Below are 18,659 nucleotides of genomic sequence, written 5' to 3' on the forward strand. Positions count from 1 at the left end.
AACCTCTTTCGAAAATTTATAACTACTCCTAGTGGATTAACGTTACTCATAAAAATTATCAACTGATTGCCACCGATGAAAAAACGATAAAAAAAATGAATGCAACGTTACAGCGGATGTTTAAAAGCCTTCGTATCTTTTATCGGTGCCCTCGGTGGTAATCTTTTATAATTACATGTGGCTGGCTAGATGTATATAGATGAATCCATTTTTTGACAATGATTTTGCACATTTTGACTAAAAAAAGAACAAGTATGGATCTACTTACAAAATTTCATATTCGTAATTTACTATATTACGACTGTCTCTTGAGAACTCTATTCCTATTAGGTAAATATCTTTGGAATCAACCGCTAAAAACTTTTCGTAGTATTTTTTTTCTTTGATCTGTGCAAGGGCGGAGCCAGTTTCGGTGAGTTCAATTACTTTGAATTCTAATACATATACTTTTTTTTCGAAGAACACGGTCATATCTACTTGACCATGGTTCGTTACATCCTCTGTGCGAACATCTAAACCAAGGGCTGCAAAATAACAGTAGAAGATAGATGCATAATAACCTTCATAATTCGCAATAGTATTTTTCCGATACCAGTCATGTGGAATAGAGGCAAAGAACGAATAGAAGATATCTTTTATTTTATTTAGGTTGGAATCTTTTAGAAGTAAGTATAACTCTGATGTGTTTTTATTGACTCTATTATTTTTGGATAGAGAGGAAAGAATAACGCTTGTTAGACTCATCTTAACTTCTTGATTTGGGTATTTTAAAATATAATAGATCTTTGCTCCGAAATTTATTTTTTCCGAAATAGTCAAATATCCCGTTTGGAACAATAACACTTCTAGTTCAATACTATCCACATCAAACGCTCCCATCTCTTCGTGGGTAACTTGGATATGCTCTATGTTTATTGTGTTGTAGTTGTTCTCGTGAATTAAATCTAATAGAAAAGAGGGATTTCCCGTTTCAAACCAGAAATTTTTAAATTCTTTGCAATCCAGATAAAGCAGAATATCGAACGGATTATATACTTTATCCCCTAAGAAATTATATCCATTGTACCAAAGTTTTAAATCTTCCCGATTCACATTTACAAGTTTGTCTTCGAAAACAGATAAATCATTTTCGGTATAACCGCAGATTGTCGCATAACGTTCGTCAATTGTAATATCTTGTAAATTATTCAGTCCGCTAAAAAGATTGATCTTAGAAAATTTGGATACGCCTGTAATAAAAACAAACTTTATATGCGCATCAGCACTCTTCATTACAGAATAAAGATTTCGTAAACCATCCCGCATCTCTCTTGCAATGTCTTTGTTTGTGATATTATCTAAAATGGGTTTGTCGTATTCATCTATTAGGATCACAACTTTTTCGGAATACTTTTGATTTAACGCTTGAATGAGTTCCTCAAAAATCCCTGAAATGGAAAGATTTTCCCCTTTGTCAATACTATGTTTTTTGTAATTTGCATAGATAAGTTCCCGAATTTTCTGTTCTAACTCCTGTGAGTTTTTTAAGACTCCACCCCCAAAGTCAATTCGTATCACTGGATGTTTTTTTTCCCAAATCCAGTTATTTTCAAGGTAGAGTCCTTTGAAGAGTTTTTCATTTCCTTCAAATGCTTCTTTTAATGTATCTAGAAATAGGCTCTTTCCAAAACGCCTAGGGCGGGAAAGAAAATAGTATTTTCCATTGTCTACCAATTCATGTAATACTTTCGTCTTATCAACATAGTAGTAGTTATTCGAAATAATCTCTGAAAAAGTCTGAATGCCAATGGGAAGTTTCTTCACAACTCAAGATTCTCCTTAAATAGGTCGTATGTCAAGTTAGAAAAACTTCTTAGGGATCGTCTCAGAAAGAAGCATCGCTTTTGCTCGCATTTAAAGAGTCAATCCGCTTGAAGTGATTTCCTAAAGTTACACCTTTAGCAATGATTAAACCTCTAATTCTCTTGACATGCCTTCCACTCTCTAAAGAATAAATCCTTGAGGCTCTGAGAGCCTATTTTATTTTAGAAATACTATTTATTTTAAGGAGAAACAATAGTGCAAAGCAAAACTAAACTCTACGTATTGATGGCAGTCTGTATCTTAATTGGCACTGTTATATCACCTATCGTTTTTTTTGGTAAAAAAGATACGGGTCCAATGTTTTTAGAAGCCGAAACTGGAACGCCAGTGAAGGATACTCCTGCGAAGGCGCAGGCGATTGCATTGGAAAATGCGTTTCAAGATGTATTCGATACAGTATCGCAGAGTGTCGTTTCCATTTCGACAGAAAAGACAGTAAAAATAAAAAATCATCCGCAGGCAAACGATCCATTCTTCGATCATTTCTTTGGGGGCAATGCTCCAAGACAAGGCGGACAAGAACTCAAACAAAAACAGAGAGGACTTGGCTCTGGAATTATCCTCAATGAAGAAGGATACATTCTTACAAATGAACATGTTGTAGGCGACATGGACAGACTGACTGTTAAACTCAAAAATAAAAAAACCTACGAAGCCAAACTTATTGGCTCTGACAAAACTATCGACTTAGCACTTCTAAAAATCAAAGCATCACCTGGAGATTTAAAACCGGTTGCGCTTGGCGATTCTTCTAAAGTGAGAGTAGGCAATTGGGCAATTGCGATTGGTGCTCCTCATGGACTAGAGCATTCTTTTACAGTTGGTGTGGTGAGTGCGATTGCGAGAGGTGGAATTGATGCTTCCGGTCTTGGTTATATTCAAACAGATGCGGCAATCAATCATGGAAATAGTGGGGGACCTCTTCTTAATATTCATGGTGAGGTAATTGGGATTAACCGCATGATTGTTTCTCCGAGTGGTGGCTCTATTGGAATTGGATTAACGATTCCTATCAATGATGCAAAGCGAGTCTTCGAAGAATTAAAGACAAACGGAAAAGTAAAACATGCCTGGTTAGGAGTTGGTCTTGAAACTCTTTCAGAAGAAGATATAAAAGAATTAAAACTAACTGAATCGAAAGGAGCAATCGTTCGTGAGGTTAAGAAGGATTCACCGGCAGACCAAGCAGGGATTAAGATCCAAGATGTAATTGTTCGCGTCGGAGAAAAAGATGTAGAAACAAGAGAAGATGTAATTGAAGCAGTGCTTGGAACTAGAGTTGGTAGAAAAGTAGATGTGAAGTTGATTCGAAAAGGATCTCCTTTGAAGCTAACTATCACAACTGCAGAGAGACCTTTCTAATAGAGCGGCTAATTCTTGGTAAACGATAGAATACTCAATCCAGAAGATAAAAGCAGTGATGATTTATCTTTACGTCCTGATAATCTAACAGATTTCATTGGTCAAAAGGATATTCTCGAAAACTTGCGCGTATTCATCGAAGCCGCCAAGAAAAGAGAAGCTTCTTTAGATCATGTATTGTTATCGGGACCTCCCGGACTCGGCAAAACAACATTAGCCGGTATCGTAGCAAAAGAAATTGGCTCTAATCTAACTGTAACATCAGCGCAAGTCATTTCCAAAGGAGCTGACCTAGCTCGGTTTCTTACAATGCTAAACGAAAAAGACATTCTATTCATTGATGAAATTCACAGTCTCAATCGAAATCTAGAAGAAATTCTTTATCCTGCAATGGAAGACTACAAAATTGATCTAGTAGTAGGAGAAGGAATTACAGCGCAAACTGTGCAGATACCTCTAAAAAAATTTACACTTGTAGGAGCGACTACAAGAAGTGGAATGATTAGTGAGCCACTCAAGAATCGTTTTGGAATTCAATTTCGTTTAGAGTATTATTCGGATGAAGAGATGGCGCGTATCGTTTCTCGCTCAGCCAAGATTTTAAATATCCAGATTGATTCAAATGCTGCACTTGAGATTGGTAAGCGCAGTAGGAAAACTCCTCGGATTGCAAATCATTTACTCAAAAGAATTCGTGATTTCGCAGAAGTGCAGAATAACGGGCGTATTACGCTAGAAGTCTGTAAAAGCTCTCTACAAAAATTAGGAATTGATCATCTAGGTCTGGACAATATGGATAGACAAATTCTAACTTGTATGATAGAAAGATACAAAGGCGGACCTGTTGGATTAAAAGCGATAGCCGTCATAGTAGGAGAAGAAGAAAGAACGATTGAAGATTCCTATGAATCTTATCTCGTTCGTATTGGGCTAATACTGCGAACCCCCGCAGGTAGAATGGCAAGTGAGTTAGCCTATCAACATATGGGCTTGGAAGGAAAGAAAAAGATGAACAAAGAAATCTTTTCTTTTGATTTAAACTCACTCGATGAGGATGAACGGCGTTTGCTGCTATCAGCAAGCCTTGTATTTTTCATGCTCTCTTTTTCTATTGCCCATTTATTTACAAAGAATATGCTCTGGCGTCTTCTCGGAACAGATAGTAATATTGTGGATATGAAGAAAGGCGGAGAGAATCAAAAAGTCTACGAAGTTCTACTCGAACAAGAATTTACAAACAAAACTAAAAAAGATGAAATCAAAGCTCTCTCGAATGAAGACTCCGCTGGATCAGGTGGGCTTACCGAAAAAGAAGGATTTCACACAAACTCTCCATTCTACGAATTTATCTATGGAGGAATGCCTAGCTCATCTCCTCAAATGACGCAAAAGGATTCTGAATCTAAAAAGACAGAAGACGAAATCTATGAAGTGGGAATCTTTCAAAACGATCCGATGATGAAAGTAACTCCACAAAAAACATCTGTATCCAATCCGAACACAGGACAGGAAACCAAAATCCCTTTCAACTATCGTTTCCAAAAAGACTTTGAGTTTAGATGGGACGGTTCGAGTCAACTCTCTATTCCCCGCAAGAAAATGGCTGGTTATGAATACTTCAAGCATATGATAAAACAAATAGAAGAAGGATTTGCAGCACCGGGCGGAGGCAATATCGCCTATCGTGACCAGGCTGGATTTTTTATTCGAGAAGGAATTAGTCCGGGGGAAACAAAGGTTAGCTTCATGCTAAATGATGCAGGACAAGTAATCGATGTAAAGCAAGTCACTTCGCAGGGACAAGAAATTGTAGACCGCGCTTGCATGGATTCCCTCCGCGGACAAAACTTCGGTCCTGTTCCAGCAGAGGTAAAAGAACAGGGAATGATCTTTGGGATTAACTTCGTTTTCCCCGGTCATATCAGATACCGGTAAACACCTATTTTGCGCTACAATATATAGTTTGATTTAAAGATTATCACCGATGATCACGGATGGAAGAATGTCCGGTCACTGAGTGCGTGTTTACTACGAAGATTAAGTTCGCAATAAAGTCGCGTATCGAACGTGACTTTTTACTAAAAAGCTATTACCCCTGCCACCCTGATCTTTTAGTTACTTATCCCCTTTGTTTTACCACGCTTATCCCCTCGTTGCAGTTCATGTTGCGGTTCAAGTTGCAGTTTATCTTTAGTCATGGAATTTTGAGAGTATAGTTGAACTGATACATGAACTGCAAGATGGACTGCAACATGGTGTTACCTAACCCCAGATTCTGCTGTTCTTGTGGAATATTCAGAAGTATCCCCTTCCCTAATTCGCTTCGCAGGGCAGGGGGCTTTTTATATGCATGGGTTGAACTGACGCCCATGTGAAGAGTATTGCGCCCCGTTGGGGCTTCGTTAATTTGCACATCTTTTTAGTTTTCTGACCTATATAGAGTAGGAGCCAAACTACTTTGTATATTTGTTCAACCAATAAAAGTAAACCCGCTTATATTCCAGCCTTCGAAAGATGGAGTCTATACAAATCTATTTGGATGAATCACTGGGAAGAGTTTCGGAGAATTTATAACACAAGATTCTTGTCGAAGTATGGAGAACTTTCGGACGGGAAAATAGAAGAGGTGGAAAAGCTTTTAGGTTGCGGGAATTTTCAGAATGGGTTTCAGAGATATTCTTGTGAAGAATGCGATGTAAACTTAATCGTTCCATTTAGTTGTAAATCAAGACTTTGTTTGTCTTGCTATCGCAAGAAACTTTTTGGTTGGTCGGTTAATCTTTCTCATATACTAAACGTAGACTTGCGGCATATTCATGTTACCTTTACAATTCCTGGAACTGTATCTAATATTCTTCTTCAAAGAAGAGGCGAAGTCGAAGATATGATTTCCGTAGCAGCAGAAGTTTACAAGAAAGAATTAATCAAATTCGCAAAACTGAAATTTAAGAAGGAAGAATTTACGATTAGCGACAAAGATTGGTTACCCCTGTCACCTCGAACGGCTTCATCGTGAGAGGTCTATCTTGCTTAATACAACCGTTCTTTTGTCAGATAGATTTCTCACGCTCGAAGTTCCACCCGCTGTCGCCGCTACCGCCAAGCGAGGTTCGAAATGACAGTTTAAATTTTAATCCTCATGTTCATCTCGTGGGGACTACGGCAATTATCCACAAAGAAACGAAAGAAGTTTTGCATCTCTCGTTTTTAAGATACAAGAAATTTGCGTTCTCATGGATGAAAGCTTTTTGTAAACATTACGAAAAAGAAAAAGTCCTTACGAAAGCGGAATGTCTTGTTATCCAAAACAAATACAAAAATGGTTTTCATGTATATTTTCAGCCGATTGCAGGCGATGAGAAAGAACCATTATTTAGAACAGCGGAGTATATTGCATCAGGATTTTTTCACAATTCGCAAATTCAAAAAGTAGATGATGGTTCGGCAAGCTTGCCGAGGCAACCAACCGGATTAGCAACTGTTACCTTTCGATACAAGAGTTGGGTAGAGAAAGATACAAGAGAGAAAAGTTTTCAAGAACAAACAATTGATGTTTATGAATTCATGGCGCGGATGTTATTTTTTCTACCTGAACCAAACCGAAAAATGATTCGTTATTATGGAATCTATGCAAACCGAATAAAAGAAAAGCTTGAGTTCATCGAACAACGAACTTGGGCTAAGGCTATTGAGAATAGTTTTGACGCAAAACCGCAAAACTGCCCAGACTGTTTTAAAAAGATGCAGCTAACCGTTGTTTATTCATATTCAGCTAGAAAAACGATTGAAGGATTAAAAAAGACGCATACTTATTTGAACGGTTACTTTCGACCAAAGGCGCGAGCACCATGATTAATGAGGAACTTTGAATACTAAATTTTGAATGAGATTGACATTTTTTACAGCCAAGTTTTTCTTGGATACCAGAGGTATATCTTCACAATAGTCGGGCTTTTAAATTGAGGCAAAATTTTACCCCGTTTAGTTCATAACACCTTATTATGAATGAAACACAATCCACTTTTGCTTTAAGCTTTTAACTTTGTAGGATAGAAGGAGATAGAATCATGGGAGAAGTTGGATGCAGATTACTAGAAAGAGATAATAGTTTTTCCTGATATCTCTGAGTCAATGTTGAGAGAAAGAGCAGAAATTGTAAGAAAGTCTATTGAAACTTTATCACTAACACATCAAGGAGAATCACTAGGAAAAATAACATTATCCGCAGGAGTTGCGATGTTTCCGATACATGGAGTAGACAATAATTCTATTATAGCCGCGGCAGATACAGCTTTATATAAAGCCAAACAAAATGGAAGAAATAGAGTCGAATTTGTATAGAATATCTTTATGTTAGGTACACTCAAAGTGAAAGAGATTACAGTAAGAAAAAATATAACAAACAAAAAAGAGGAGTTTAAATTTGCAGTTTATTGTAGATAATTTTGAATTAGTTACCTTTACTCTTTCTATCCTGGTAATTATTAGTATATTTGCCAGTAAGTTTTCAATTCGCTTTGGTCTCCCTTCCTTACTTATTTTTTTAGTAATTGGAATGCTAGCTGGTTCTGATGGAATTGGAAGAATTTTTTTTGAAGATCATAAAATTTCTCAGATCATAGGAATTATCGCACTAGTGTATATATTATTTGCTGGAGGTCTCGAAACTAATTTACAAGAAACTACTCCTATAATTAAAGATGGGCTAATACTTGCCAACCTTGGAGTTTTGTTAACTGCACTTCTAATGGCTTTTCTGGCGTATTATTATTTACATTTTAGTTTTTTAGAAGCATTTCTTTTAGGTTCGATTGTTTCTTCTACCGATGCGGCTTCTGTATTTGGTTTGCTTCGGACAACAGGGATAGGACTCAAGGGAAAATTAAAACCACTTTTAGAATTTGAATCTGGAAGTAATGATACAGCCGCAGTAATTCTCACAACTACTTCCATTCAATTACTTTTGAATCCACAAATTAATTATTGGGGAGTTGCTCTTTCTGTAGTTTTACAAATTTCTATTGGAAGTCTCATGGGTTATTTCAGTGGGAGGCTAATCGCTATTTTACTCAATAGAATTGGACTAGAGCATGAAGGATTGTATACAGTTCTTACGATCGCGTATATATACGCAGTTTATTCAGTCACAAATTTTTTACAGGGAAATGGGTTTCTTGCAGTGTATGTTTGCGGAATCATATTAGGAAATTCTAAATTTATCCACAAAAGAACTATCATCATGTTTGTAGATGGTCTTTCCTGGCTTATGCAGATTTTAATGTTTTTAACTCTTGGATTATTAGTTTATCCTTCTAGGCTTATTCCGATTATTATTCATGGAATGGTCTTTGCCTTTTTTTTTCTAACTTTTTGTTGCGAGACCCATTGCAGTATTTCTTTGTTCAATAGGTTCCAAGTATACATTCAAAGATAAATTATTTCTTTCTTGGGTAGGACTTAGAGGGGCAACTCCCATTATCCTCGCTACGTTTCCTTTTACTAGTGGAATAGCACAATCTGAAACTATTTTTAACATTATTTTTTTTATTGTTCTTACTTCATTGCTTCTCCAAGGAAGTACGATTGTTAAGTCGGCTAACTTACTAGGACTTGCTTTAAAACAAAAAAAGGGCTCTCTCTATCCTTTTGAATTTGAAAACAGAGAAAATAGTCCAACTAAACTAGTAGAATTTATCGTACCCTATAATTCTGATGTAGCCAATAAACCTCTTGTAGGACTCAAAATTCCAGAAGGTTGTTTGATTACTCTTATTTGCCGAGGCGAGGAGTATATAATTCCCAATGGTAAAGCAATTTTACAAGGAGGAGATGTAATCTTAGTCCTTATGACAAATGATTCCGAGACCGAATTTGGAAAAATTTTATCTTCTCACAATCCGATTCTAGATTAAGATATTACTATTTCTCTGATTGAATCTGGTAACTTTGTAAATTTTACCCCGTTTAGTTCATTACACCTTATTATGAAAGAAACGAAAGTCCGATTTTGCTTTATGCTTTAGTTTTGTGGGATAGAAGGAAATAGAATTATCGAGAAGTTGGATGCAGATTACTAGAAAGAAAGACTCATATAGCCTACACCCAATTAGCCGCTTGGTTAATGGTTAATGAAATTTTATATAGCAAAGATTAATCAATGAGATGCAAATATCGCAAATTTTTCACTGTGCGCAAGTGCGTAATAACAGGAAAAAAATAATTGAGAGCAAATAGAATTTCTTGACATTGCCTGAATTCTAAACCAGAATAATTTTATGAAGAAGAAATATAAACTCAGTGCGATAAATACGAAAGAGGAAGCTATCGAAGAAGCCTATCGTTATTTGGAAAATGCAAAAGAGACACTGTCTAAAATTCCTATCGAAGACGGGATTTATATGGATTCTAAATTTGTGCGCGAAGCATCGGGTATTGCGTATTTGGCGCCACTTCTTGCGATTGATGGCTATCTAATCGGGAAAGGAATTCCTAAAAATAAACTTCCAAAATCCACCGAGCATTACTGGGATGTCATTCCTAAAATTCCTTACAATGCAAAGCTTAGAAATAAATTTACTTCCGTCTATGAGAACCTGCATCTCTTTGGTTATTACCGTGGTGGTGTAAATGTTGAAATGATTAAAGATGGAATGAAACACGCAAAAGAAATCGTTGATATGTTTAAAGATGCCGCTTGAGTAATCTCTTTGGGTTAAACTAGACCTATAAAATTTTACCCCGTTTCGTTCAAAGCAACTCTTTATGAATAAGGAGCAATCCGATTTTGCGTTAAGCTTTTAATTTGTGGGATAGAATTATAGGAGAAGTTGGATGCAAATTGCTAGAACAAGAAGTTTACAGACCATTAGCCGCTTTACTATTTGTAATTTTCAATGAAAATAATTGATTCTGCTGCGATAATTGGTTTCGACCAAAAATAGCCTTGTCCATAATCGCAATTTAATTCTTTAAGTTTTATTCTAATATGTTCTTCTTCTATTCCTTCTGCAACTGTTCGAATTCCCATACTAGATGCCATTTGAATGATTGCATTTACCAATGATTTCGTCTAGGCGCTGTCCCTCAAGAGTGAAGAATATAGAAATACAAATTAGGATTGAGTAAGATTTTGTGAATTTTTCTTCAATACATCTATCTGATCATGGAGAGCGGTAACTGAAAGAGAAAGATTTTCCGTAGAATGATTGATAGTCTCCATGGCTTTGTGAATTTCTTTGTTTCCATTTTTCTGCTCGGAAGCAATTTGACCTATTTGCTCCGAAAGAGTATACAAATGATCGAAAGTTTCTTTCAGTTTAAGATTTACTTTTTTCTCAATGTCCACTTGCTCTTCCAATTCTCTGACATCTTTTTCAATTCGTCCAAGATCTGAATTTTGTTTTTCAACTTTGCTCCTGACTTCAACAGATAATAAATTGCCTTTTTCCATTTGAGCGGAAGATTCTTTTACGATTAAGTCAATTTCTCTGGCATTTGTGGATGATTTTTCTGCCAATTTCCCTACTTCCTGAGCGACCACGGCAAATCCTTTTCCATTTTCACCGGCTCTTGCTGCTTCAATGGAAGCGTTGAGAGAAAGAAGACTGGTCTGGCGAGCAATTTCAGACATCATCTGGTTGATTTTAGTTACTCTCATAAATGATTCTTTTAATTCTACTAGTAATGAATTGAGTCTATCAGTAGAAATTTTTACTTCCATGCTGTATTTAGAACTGGTTTTAACATCTTTCGCAATCTGATCTGTTTTGCTTTTGACTGTGTTACTGATTTCACTCAATTCATCAAAGTCCTGATCTACAATTTTAACTCTTTTGATTTGCTCCTCTACTAATTGAGCAGAGCTTTCAGAAGAGGCGGAGAGTTCTTCTATAGATGCTGAAATTTCTTCTACCGAGGCAGCTTGATTTTGGGATTGATTGCTCAATGTTCCAGACATTGTTTGAAGATTTGATATTGTATGGACAAGCTGATTTGCAGATTCGGACATTCGTTTGGATTGTATTTGAATCATCTGCTGAGCCGAGACGGATAAGTCTAATTCATTTTTCAACTCTCTTTGCATTGAATTCATAAGCGAGACTATAATGCTCAAGCAAAAAAGAATTGCCATTAAGAATAGAACTTTTTGGATTTCATTGGATATAACGATACTATTTGCCCATAGCATACCGGGATAAGAAGCCATTGTTGTCTTCGAGCCAAGAGATATGCTAAAAAAAAGGGAACCAACATATAGGATAATAACACCAAATCCGATGAACAGAAGGGATTTAGGTTTGAACAGGAATGAGGAATATATAATTATAAAAATAAATACAACATAATAGCTACTAGCATTAATTGCAATGCTCGCATCTCTCGAACTATAATTGTATATATCTATATAATAAACAAGACCAAGTAACAACAAATCTATAATCAGAATATTGTTCATCCACGAATCCGATATTTCTTTGCCTTGCTTTCGATATACGGAAGGAATAAATCCATTTAGAAAATAAATCAGAGTTCCCGCTAGATTGAAGAAAAAACTGACAGTTCCCCACTCGATCAAAGAGGAAATAAGCAAAATGATACTCAAACCGTATTTTGTTTTTATCAGTAAAGAAACTCCTCGGTTAAGTTTTTGAGTATCTAAATTAGTCGATTGGTTAGCTTGCATGCAGATTTTCCTCCACCCGGTTTGCCAAATACAGCGATGCGATTCAAACAATTACCCTCTTTAAAAAATTTAAATTCTAATACTTCAAGATAAATTAATAAGAACTATTGTGAGTCATTCATTTTTACAAATGAAAATTTTTACTCCGTTTAGTTTAAAACATCTCTCTTTAGCAACGAAAAAGCCTGTTGGCATCTCTGTCAATTATGAAGGCAGGGAAGAGCCAGGGGAGCAGTTATTCACGAATCCATTTAGGAGTCCCGCGGTCAGTAACGTCTGCCATTTCTCATTTCCATCATTAGGATGTTGCCAACCAACTATTTTGCAATTGCAAAGGGCGGCAATGAGTAAAATACCTTTCAAAAACCAAGTCATCGCTATCTTCTTCGAAATTCTCATCTAAATTATACATCTACACCACAAAAAAACTGCGAGGTGTTATATCCCCAATGGCACCGACTGTGATGGTATCAGAGGAAATAGATACAGATGTTCCAAAATTATCATTTGCCTTTGCTTTGGCTCGTGTAAAAACAAAAAAAGTATTTCCTCTTGACAAAGAGCCAATTTCAAACAAAGTAAGGAGCATGGACAACTTAGCGCGTAAACTTTTCACCGAAGAAGAATACTTAGAAATAGAAAGACAGGCAACCGATAAAAGTGAATATTACAAGGGAGAAATCTTCGCTATGGCAGGAGCGAAGCGAAAGCACAATCTCTTAGTCACAAATCTATGCAGGGAGATCAGTTCCATCCTCAAGAACAATCCCTGCGAAGTCTATCCTTCTAATATGAGAGTAAAAAACAAGACAGATAGATTTTATACCTATCCCGATGTAACCATCGTTTGTGGAAAGCCGGAATTCTTGGATGACGACGAAGATGTCCTTACAAATCCAACTGTTATTATAGAAGTTTTATCTACTTCTACCGAGAAATACGACAGGGGAGGAAAATTTGCTCTCTATCGAAATATACCTTCCGTTCAAGAATACATTTTGGTAGGCTCCGAAGAAAAGAAAATAGAGTCCTTCTTTCGCAAAGGAGATGAATGGATTTTTCGGGAATCTAAAAACGAATCTTCATATCACTTCCGCTTACAATCTTTGGATATAGAACTTTCCTTAGATGACATTTATGAAAAAGTAGAACTACCTCCCAAAAGATTGCGAGAGAATTTTTTATAGTCAGGAACGCACATTGAAGAAGCTATCCTTTGCTCTCCGCCAATTTCGCGCATAATTCAAATACCCCACAAAAAAACTACGAAGCTTTTTAAGCTGTCTCTACCCTCTTTTTTCTCTTTACAATTTAGAATAAGTGGAATGAGATAGAGAAACGATGATTGCGAACTTAGACAACGAAGTATTTTTCAAGAAAGCATTTACGGATACGTTTGTATTGAAGCATTTTGTAAAAGATGTTTTGGAAATGGACTTGGACTTTGACAAAGTAGAAACCGAAAAATCTTTCGATCCAAGGATTGGGAATATTGATTTTAAATATGATATTTTTGCAGAGTCTACGGACAAGCGGGTAATCATCGAAATCCAGAAAGTGGATTACGATTACAACTTCGATCGGTTTCTGCATTATTTTTTAATGGCAATCGCTGAGCTTCAACGCAGTTCCAAAGACTATGGCATTGAAAAAACTGTATACGCAGTTATATTTATCACAGCTCCCTACAAGATAAATCAAAAGACTGGAATCCCCATCAAAGATGAACTTTTGATTTCTAACTTGAATCCGAAGAACATCAAGGGCGATGAATTAAATATCTATGGTCATAGTCTGTTATTTTTAAATCCGAATTACAAAAATGCTGAAATCCCAGCGCGTATCCGAGATTGGTTGGATTTAGTTTACGAGTCCATGCACAATCCCGAAAAACCGAGCATCAACCAAAACAACGACGGAATCAAACGAGCTTCTGAAATTCTAGACTTTGAACATATATCTCCTTCTGAATGGGAACAAAGCAAAATCCGTGAAGGCAGAAAGAAAGTGCAGCTAATAGCAAAAGAAGAAGGCGTTGAAGAAGGGAAAATTATCGGTAGAGAAGAAGGAATTAACATTGGTGTTGAGAAAGAAAGAGAGCGTTCTGAAAAAGAAAAAGAGGATGCAATCAGAAAAGCAATTTCTAAACAAAAGCTTTCCTTAGAAGAAATAGCAGAGGTCTTTGGCGTATCAGTGGAATTTGTGCAGCATTTGCCCAAGGGCGTGGATTAACCCACGCCCTTGGGCAAATACGAATAATTGGGCACGCCTAACACCAATACACCACAAAAAAACTGCGAGGTGTGATACTCGCAGTTTAGAAAGTGATTGGTTATAGTGTGAAAGTTTATTGAATCTTTCGGATTTTGAGGTTGCAGTTATCAGAGAAATAGAGGCGCTGATGCCTTGCAAGTAAAGCGAACAAAGTGACAGTTGAAATTTTTAGAGACAAAAATCAGTTGATCTTTTCTAGATAGTCAATATTATACTTTGATAGGAGAATGTATGACAGAAATTACAGTCAAAGTTCCGAATAACTTATTGAGCATTGCACAGAAACTTGTTGCAGACGGCTGGTTCTTGGATGAAAATGAAATTTTTCTATTGGCATTTAGAAATTATTTAAGGACTCATTCAGATGAAATTATCACATCTTTCATTAAGGAGGATATTGAATGGGGTCTGAATGGTAAAGAATGAATGGATTGTCGTTTGTGATGCAGGTCCAATTATTCATTTAGATGAATTAAACTGTTTAGATATACTGGATTTCCAAAAGATCTTGGTTCCTATAACTGTTTGGGAAGAAATATTACAATACAGGCGCATTCCTTTGGAAAAAATCAAAGGGCTTGAAATCATCGAAAGAACTGATTTTACTACAGAGTTTTTAGAAATATGTAAATTATATGACCTGCATAAAGGAGAGGCTGCCGCTATTTTCTTATCGCTAGAATTGAAGAACTCTATATTGTTTACGGATGATGGGGCTGCGCGGTTATATGCCAAAAGTAAAAATATTGCTGTTCACGGAACAATCGGGATTCTGCTTCGAGCAGTCAGAAAAAATATCCGAAGCCCAGACAATATTATAGAAATTCTAAAAAATATAAAAACAAATTCTACACTTCATATTTCAGGAACGCTCATTGAAGAAGCTATCCTTGCTATCCGACAAATTCGCGCATAACACCATTACCCCACGCCCTTGGGAAAATCAGAATAAGTGGGCACGCCTAACATCAATACATACAGATTGACTTTTAATAGATAATTCCTTTAGCGAATGAAATCTAGGACAGGAGATTCCCCCCTATAAAACTCTACAAGCACACAAACAGCCCTCCCCCATTTTGGGATAATCTACAAAACCTATCAATATAGGACAAATATGAATTTGTTGTTTACGAATTTTAGTAGGATGAATTTCTTCTGAAGCACTGGAATGTGTTCACGGGAATAAGAGTTTTTGTCGTAGGTGAGATTATAAAATCTTTATCCATAAAAACGACCTATTTTTATGGATAAAGATTGTAAGGTGTATAGAATTTCTTAGTTTGAATTGGCTCCAGAAGAAATCCAATTGGCATCAGTCATGTTTTGAAGTGTGCCATTGAAACTACCTTTTTCATCAATTAGGGTTGTTCCACTAGTTGAATCAAATTTATAATAAGCAATTAAATTTGATTCTCCGGTTGGATTGCTTAAAGGAGTGTTTCTATTATTTTGGATTTCTGCTTGTGTTCTTGCCACTTTCCAGATGCGTAGATCATCCATTTTTCCTTTATAGAAAAAACCGGAAGAGGTTGGTGGATTACTACCAGGTTGTGCACCTAAAGTAACAGGACCTAAAGTGGCACTAGTTGTAGTGTCTACAGTACCAGTAATCGCACCTGCAATAAGAGTTCCATTTTTATATACTTTGAGTCTATCTGCAGCGGCTAGCGTACCATCAAAAACTACAGCTATATGCGTCCACGTGGAAAGTGTAATACTAGCTGCTCCAGTACCCCTGTAACCAGGCTGTGTATTATTTTGAAAAACGTTCAGCCCCGTACCCGAAAGTTCAATGTCGATTTTTGGAATGTCGCTAGTTACTTTGGTACCCAAAATAGTTACTCCAGACTCAATCAATACCCACATTTCAATTGTATAAGCAGATGCACCTCTAAGATCTGGAATCGTTCCAATAGTAACATGTTGTTTTAAAGCAACAGCACCAAACTCAAGGGCATTTCCAAACCCAAGTGTTACACATGCAATAGATATGTTAGTCACATTCGCAGTTGCCGTCCCTGTTCCACTTGAAACCGTGCAGGTTAATCCAGTTGGTTGCGTTTTCACTGTCACAGCATAAGCCGCTGTTTTCGTTGCAAACGTGAACGTTGTCGCACCACTGGCTACAGTCAAATCGTCTCCTGCATTGTTCTGAAGCACAAGCCCAGTTGCAGTAAGTCCTGTGATTGTTCCACCGATTGCATAAGTTGCTGCCGCTCCAGTTCCAGTTCTGTAGCTGTAGCCGTCGCCACTGTTCCACTTCCTCTAGAAGCGAGTGCCGCCGCTGCGAATAGAGGTGTTTTATCATCCTCTTTTTTATTACAATTTATAAACGTCAAAGTAGTTGCTAGGGCAATTACTGTGAGGCATTCTATCCATAGACTAAGTTCTTTTTTATTGGTTTTATTTTCCATTTAGTTCTCCTAAATTTGTTTGAATCTTCTTAGTTTTCAGCCTACTCGCGACTCAGTCTCTAAAGGCAACCGGTTTGAACTTGGAAATTTGGTAGAAGAGCAGTTTTTTTGTTAAAAATCTGTAGAAATTTAGGACTAGTCCTAAATTTTAGCATATTGCAATGTTTGATATTTTGGAAATAAATTTCATTTTTGTGAAAAAGGAAGATTTTGCCACCAATTAAGCCGATGAACACCGATTTTCTTTTAGCTTTACAAAAGGATAAAATCTTTCAAATCTGTAATTATGCTCAAAATAGCTTACGGAGAAGCCAGCTTCGATAATTTAAAAAGTCAGGGTGCTACTTACATAGATAAAACTATGTTTATTCCCTTGATGGAAATCCATACAAAGTTCTTTTTCATCCGCCCTCGTAGGTTTGGAAAAAGTCTTTGGATAAGCGTATTACAAGCATACTACGATGTTGCAAAATCGGATAAATTCGATACTCTGTTTGATGGTTTGTATATTAAGGACAATCCTACAGATTATAAAAATTCTTATCTCATTCTTAAATTTGATTTTTCTGGTATTAATACAGAGAATGAAGAGAGTTTGAAAAGCGATTTTACTTTTCGAATCAGAAGACAGGTGATTAGCTTTTTTAAATATTATAAAAGTTTTTTTAATGATGTATTTTTGGGAAGTATAGAAGAAAATTTTAAGAATCTTTCCTCGAGCCAATTGATAGCAAGAATAAAGGATGAAGTAAAATTAATAGATAAAAAACTCTATGTTCTAATTGACGAATACGATCACTTTGCCAACAAACTCGCCTCTGAGGGAAGAGAATCTTTTATTAAAAATATAATGTCCAGTGCAGGTTTTGTCAGAGAGTTTTATGAGCAGTTGAAAATTGCAAGCGGCGAAGGTGTGATAGAGCGATTTTTTATCACAGGTGTTTCGCCAATCATGTTGGATGAGTTATCGAGTGGATTTAATATTACAAGCGATATGACAACCGATATTGATTTTAACGAAATGCTGGGATTTACTAGTGATGAGGTCAAGGGCTTACTCAATAAAGTTGGTGATGAAAGATATTTAGATAAATCCAAAGACGAAGTTTTTCAAGATATGGTTCATTATTATAATGGATATCGTTTTTGTGATGAAGCAGAAAAAACTCTATTTAATTCGGATATGGTTTTGTATTTTTTAGAATATTTTAATCGGAGAGGTTATCCAAAAGAATTACTCGATGAAAATGTGAAAACCGATTACAATAAACTTCGCGGACTCATCATCGGCACTAGCGGCAAAGAAAAATTACAATCTATCATCGAAGAAATAAATTTGAACAGTTCTCTGAGTCTAACACTCGTTAAACGCTTCAACTTCTCCCAAAGGTTCAGCGATAACGAACTTAAATCATTACTTTTTTATCTTGGGCTTCTTACTTTTTCCAATAAACCAAATCAATTTGCAATTCCCAATTACGTAATTCGCACACTCTATTGGGAATATTTACGGAAATTTCTGGAAGAAAGTCTCACAATTGAGTTTGATATGCGATTGTTGAATAATGCAATTTACGGTATGGCTGAGACCGGAGACCCTTCTGGATTAAAAGAACTCGCTGTAGATTTCTTTCAGAAGAAACTATCTAGTTATGACTACACCAATTTTTCAGAGAAGCATGTTAAATTTCTTTTTGTCTGCTATTTTACTTTGAGTAAGTTATATAACATTATCTCCGAGCGAGAAATCTCCGAAAGGAAGCGAATTGATTTATTATTCGAAGCTCATCCGGCTTATTATGAGTATGTGCAGTTTAACTTTATCCTCGAGTTCAAATACATTCGTAAAGAAGATAGTGAGTCAGTCGCCTTAAAAAAGAAAGAAGATGCAATCAAACAAGCTGCTGAATACTACGAAATCTACAAACGAGATTTTAAACAATTTGGTCGCGGACTTCGCTCTGTGGCAATGCTTGTTAGTCACACTAGAGACGTGGAAGTAATTGAAGTCGGTGGATTTGGGGAGAATTTTTACAAAGAATCATTTTTCTAATAAATGG

Annotated in this window: 17 protein-coding genes and 1 pseudogene; 12 read left to right on the forward strand and 6 right to left on the reverse strand. The window is 36.3% G+C overall.

Annotated elements, in window-relative coordinates; all coding sequences use genetic code 11:
- Positions 1-264: 264 nt before the first annotated feature.
- Positions 265-1,803: an ATP-binding protein gene (locus IPH52_25545; protein MBK7058351.1), complete on the reverse strand. Its 1,539-nt coding sequence runs from the start codon at positions 1,801-1,803 to the stop codon at positions 265-267.
- A gap of 285 nt (positions 1,804-2,088) precedes the next feature.
- Between IPH52_25545 and IPH52_25550 the strand changes: the two genes are divergently transcribed.
- From IPH52_25550 to IPH52_25580, 7 genes and pseudogenes are all read left to right on the forward strand, one after another.
- Entirely contained in the window at positions 2,089-3,225 is a 1,137-nt protein-coding gene (locus IPH52_25550; GenBank protein ID MBK7058352.1) for a trypsin-like peptidase domain-containing protein, read from the forward strand.
- A gap of 15 nt (positions 3,226-3,240) precedes the next feature.
- Positions 3,241-5,160, forward strand: coding sequence for a Holliday junction branch migration DNA helicase RuvB (ruvB, locus tag IPH52_25555; GenBank protein MBK7058353.1), 1,920 nt, complete (start codon positions 3,241-3,243; stop codon positions 5,158-5,160).
- 523 nt (positions 5,161-5,683) lie between these two features.
- Complete coding sequence (locus IPH52_25560) at positions 5,684-6,241, forward strand: transposase zinc-binding domain-containing protein (GenBank protein MBK7058354.1); 558 nt, start codon at positions 5,684-5,686, stop codon at positions 6,239-6,241.
- A gap of 134 nt (positions 6,242-6,375) precedes the next feature.
- A complete protein-coding gene (locus IPH52_25565) occupies positions 6,376-7,077 on the forward strand; it encodes a transposase (GenBank protein ID MBK7058355.1) in 702 nt (233 codons plus the stop codon).
- 279 nt (positions 7,078-7,356) lie between these two features.
- A complete protein-coding gene (locus IPH52_25570) occupies positions 7,357-7,566 on the forward strand; it encodes a diguanylate cyclase (protein ID MBK7058356.1) in 210 nt (69 codons plus the stop codon).
- Positions 7,567-7,780: 214 nt separating this feature from the next.
- Positions 7,781-9,137: pseudogene (locus IPH52_25575) on the forward strand (potassium/proton antiporter).
- Between the two features lie 363 nt (positions 9,138-9,500).
- Positions 9,501-9,923: a DUF5618 family protein gene (locus IPH52_25580; GenBank protein ID MBK7058357.1), complete on the forward strand. Its 423-nt coding sequence runs from the start codon at positions 9,501-9,503 to the stop codon at positions 9,921-9,923.
- Between the two features lie 179 nt (positions 9,924-10,102).
- On the opposite strand, the gene IPH52_25585 is transcribed toward IPH52_25580, so the two are convergent.
- The 3 genes from IPH52_25585 to IPH52_25595 form a co-directional block, all read right to left on the reverse strand.
- Positions 10,103-10,264, reverse strand: a complete 162-nt coding sequence (locus IPH52_25585; GenBank protein ID MBK7058358.1) for an EAL domain-containing protein — start codon at positions 10,262-10,264, stop codon at positions 10,103-10,105.
- Between the two features lie 72 nt (positions 10,265-10,336).
- Positions 10,337-11,908, reverse strand: coding sequence for a chemotaxis protein (locus IPH52_25590; GenBank protein MBK7058359.1), 1,572 nt, complete (start codon positions 11,906-11,908; stop codon positions 10,337-10,339).
- 412 nt (positions 11,909-12,320) lie between these two features.
- Positions 12,321-12,524, reverse strand: a complete 204-nt coding sequence (locus IPH52_25595) for an FG-GAP repeat protein (GenBank protein MBK7058360.1) — start codon at positions 12,522-12,524, stop codon at positions 12,321-12,323.
- Here IPH52_25595 and IPH52_25600 point away from each other — a divergent pair.
- From IPH52_25600 to IPH52_25615, 4 genes are all read left to right on the forward strand, one after another.
- Positions 12,496-13,095 (forward strand): Uma2 family endonuclease, encoded by a 600-nt coding sequence (locus tag IPH52_25600; GenBank protein MBK7058361.1) that lies wholly within the window; start codon positions 12,496-12,498, stop codon positions 13,093-13,095. The genes IPH52_25595 and IPH52_25600 overlap by 29 nt on opposite strands.
- A gap of 154 nt (positions 13,096-13,249) precedes the next feature.
- Complete coding sequence (locus IPH52_25605; protein MBK7058362.1) at positions 13,250-14,140, forward strand: PD-(D/E)XK nuclease family transposase; 891 nt, start codon at positions 13,250-13,252, stop codon at positions 14,138-14,140.
- Positions 14,141-14,413: 273 nt separating this feature from the next.
- Positions 14,414-14,608, forward strand: a complete 195-nt coding sequence (locus IPH52_25610; GenBank protein ID MBK7058363.1) for a CopG family transcriptional regulator — start codon at positions 14,414-14,416, stop codon at positions 14,606-14,608.
- A complete protein-coding gene (locus IPH52_25615; GenBank protein MBK7058364.1) occupies positions 14,595-15,098 on the forward strand; it encodes a DNA-binding protein in 504 nt (167 codons plus the stop codon). The genes IPH52_25610 and IPH52_25615 overlap by 14 nt, the downstream gene beginning before the upstream one ends.
- A 362-nt stretch (positions 15,099-15,460) precedes the next feature.
- Here IPH52_25615 and IPH52_25620 read toward each other — a convergent pair whose 3' ends face one another.
- Together IPH52_25620 and IPH52_25625 are read right to left on the reverse strand one after the other, a co-directional pair.
- The gene (locus IPH52_25620; GenBank protein MBK7058365.1) at positions 15,461-16,318 is read right to left on the reverse strand and encodes a LamG domain-containing protein; all 858 of its coding nucleotides are present in this window, start codon (positions 16,316-16,318) and stop codon (positions 15,461-15,463) included.
- Positions 16,315-16,599, reverse strand: a complete 285-nt coding sequence (locus tag IPH52_25625) for a hypothetical protein (protein MBK7058366.1) — start codon at positions 16,597-16,599, stop codon at positions 16,315-16,317. Before IPH52_25625 ends, IPH52_25620 begins: the two co-directional genes overlap by 4 nt.
- Positions 16,600-16,885: 286 nt before the next feature.
- Between IPH52_25625 and IPH52_25630 the strand changes: the two genes are divergently transcribed.
- Entirely contained in the window at positions 16,886-18,652 is a 1,767-nt protein-coding gene (locus IPH52_25630) for an AAA family ATPase (GenBank protein MBK7058367.1), read from the forward strand.
- Positions 18,653-18,659 lie beyond the last annotated feature (7 nt).

The sequence above is a fragment of the Leptospiraceae bacterium genome, from assembly GCA_016708435.1.
In the GTDB taxonomy this organism is placed as follows: domain Bacteria; phylum Spirochaetota; class Leptospiria; order Leptospirales; family Leptospiraceae; genus UBA2033.

Bases quoted from the DNA above. Each gene is read 5' to 3' on its own strand.
- IPH52_25550 (MBK7058352.1), top strand. From the start codon at position 2,089: ATGGCAGTCTGTATCTTAATTGGCACTGTTATATCACCTATCGTTTTT.
- IPH52_25570 (MBK7058356.1), top strand. From the start codon at position 7,357: ATGTTGAGAGAAAGAGCAGAAATTGTAAGAAAGTCTATTGAAACTTTA.
- IPH52_25580 (MBK7058357.1), top strand. From the start codon at position 9,501: ATGAAGAAGAAATATAAACTCAGTGCGATAAATACGAAAGAGGAAGCT.
- IPH52_25585 (MBK7058358.1), bottom strand. From the start codon at position 10,264: ATGGCATCTAGTATGGGAATTCGAACAGTTGCAGAAGGAATAGAAGAA.
- IPH52_25590 (MBK7058359.1), bottom strand. From the start codon at position 11,908: ATGCAAGCTAACCAATCGACTAATTTAGATACTCAAAAACTTAACCGA.
- IPH52_25600 (MBK7058361.1), top strand. From the start codon at position 12,496: ATGGACAACTTAGCGCGTAAACTTTTCACCGAAGAAGAATACTTAGAA.
- IPH52_25605 (MBK7058362.1), top strand. From the start codon at position 13,250: ATGATTGCGAACTTAGACAACGAAGTATTTTTCAAGAAAGCATTTACG.
- IPH52_25610 (MBK7058363.1), top strand. From the start codon at position 14,414: ATGACAGAAATTACAGTCAAAGTTCCGAATAACTTATTGAGCATTGCA.
- IPH52_25615 (MBK7058364.1), top strand. From the start codon at position 14,595: ATGGTAAAGAATGAATGGATTGTCGTTTGTGATGCAGGTCCAATTATT.
- IPH52_25625 (MBK7058366.1), bottom strand. From the start codon at position 16,599: ATGGAAAATAAAACCAATAAAAAAGAACTTAGTCTATGGATAGAATGC.
- IPH52_25630 (MBK7058367.1), top strand. From the start codon at position 16,886: ATGCTCAAAATAGCTTACGGAGAAGCCAGCTTCGATAATTTAAAAAGT.